The following is a 1,622-nucleotide window of genomic DNA, read 5'->3' as shown; positions in this document are numbered from 1 at the left end:
TGAAGGCATCGCTCGCCCCACAGGCCAAGTTTTTCGGCAAGGCGGCGCGCATCGGTGAAACCTGGCTGCTGCAGCCAAGCACCTTCATGAACCGTTCCGGTCAGGCGGTCGCGGCGCTAGCCAATTTCTACAAGATCCCCCCGGCAGAGATCCTCGTTATCCACGACGACCTCGACCTGCCACCCGGCGGCATCCGCCTCAAGCAGGGCGGCGGCAACGGTGGCCACAATGGGCTGAAAGACATTCAGGCACGGCTCGGCACACCGGATTTCTGGCGACTGCGCCTCGGCATCGGCCACCCGCGCACGCTCGGTCTGTCCCAGGAAGTGGTTGATTTCGTGTTGCACCAGCCGCGCAAGGAAGAACTGCCGGATATTGAACACGCCCTCGCCCGCTGCCTGCTGGCCTGGCCCAAACTCGCCGCCGGAGATTTTGCCGGCGCCCAGCAACAGTTGCACGGCAAAGCCGTTTAGTTGGCTAAACTTTAGGAAAATCCATGTCTTTGAAATGCGGCATCGTCGGCCTGCCTAACGTCGGCAAATCCACCCTGTTCAACGCCCTGACCAAGTCGGGCATCGCGGCGGAAAATTATCCTTTCTGCACCATCGAGCCGAATGTCGGCATCGTCGAAGTGCCCGACAAACGCATGGACCAGCTGGCCGAGATCGTCAAGCCGCAGCGCATGCAGTACGCCATCGTCGAATTCGTCGATATTGCCGGGCTGGTCGCCGGTGCCTCCAAGGGCGAAGGCCTGGGTAACCAGTTCCTCGCCAATATCCGCGAAACCGATGCCATCGTGCACGTCGTGCGCTGCTTTGCTGACGACAACGTGATCCACGTTTCGGGTGGTGTCGATCCGATCCGCGACATCGAAGTCATCGATACCGAACTCGCCCTGGCCGACATGGCCACCGTTGAAAAAGCCCTCAACCGCTACCGTCGTCCGGCCAGTTCCGGCGACAAGGAAGCGAAGATCCTGGTCGCCGTGCTGGAAAAATGCTTTGCCCAGCTCGATCAGGCCAAGGCCGTGCGCAGCCTAGACTTTTCCAAGGAAGAACTGGCGCTGCTCAAGCCTTTCTGCCTGATCACCGCCAAGCCGGTGCTCTACGTCGCCAACGTTTCCGAAAACGGTTTCGAGAACAACCCGCTGCTCGACGCCGTGCGCGCCCATGCGGCGACCGAAAAGGCCCAAGTGGTTTCGGTCTGCGCCGCCATCGAAGCCGAAATCGCCGACCTCGACGACGAGGAAAAGCAGATGTTCCTGGCCGACCTCGGCCTCGAAGAACCGGGCCTCGACCGTCTGATCCACGCCGGCTACAAGCTGCTCGGTCTGGCCACCTACTTCACCGCCGGCGTCAAGGAAGTCCGCGCGTGGACCATCCATCAGGGCGACACCGCACCGCAGGCGGCCGGCGTCATCCACACCGACTTCGAGCGCGGCTTCATCCGCGCCCAGACTATCGCCTTCGATGATTTCATTGCCTACAAGGGCGAGGCCGGCGCCAAGGAAGCCGGCAAGATGCGCGCCGAAGGTAAGGAGTACATCGTCAAGGATGGCGACGTACTGAATTTCCTGTTCAACGTCTGAGTCAGCAAAGCCATTTCAAGAGATTTCACAAGGT

At 60.9% G+C, this 1,622-nt stretch carries 2 protein-coding genes; both read left to right on the top strand.

What is annotated here, in order from left to right:
* A partial coding sequence (gene pth, locus ADADOO_RS16485; RefSeq protein ID WP_511278600.1) for an aminoacyl-tRNA hydrolase occupies positions 1-473 on the top strand: 473 nt, incomplete at its 5' end.
* Between the two features lie 23 nt (positions 474-496).
* Entirely contained in the window at positions 497-1,588 is a 1,092-nt protein-coding gene (gene ychF / locus ADADOO_RS16480) for a redox-regulated ATPase YchF (RefSeq protein ID WP_511278599.1), read from the top strand.
* The last annotated feature ends 34 nt before the right edge of the window (positions 1,589-1,622 follow it).

Origin of the sequence: Azonexus sp. (genome assembly GCF_036170495.1) — a bacterium.
GTDB lineage: Bacteria > Pseudomonadota > Gammaproteobacteria > Burkholderiales > Rhodocyclaceae > Azonexus.
The sequence above is the reverse complement of the archived record's forward strand: the minus strand, read 5'-3'. Positions and strand labels throughout refer to the sequence as shown.

Coding starts and splice junctions, on each gene's coding strand:
- ychF (WP_511278599.1), top strand. CDS start 497: ATGTCTTTGAAATGCGGCATCGTCGGCCTGCCTAACGTCGGCAAATCC.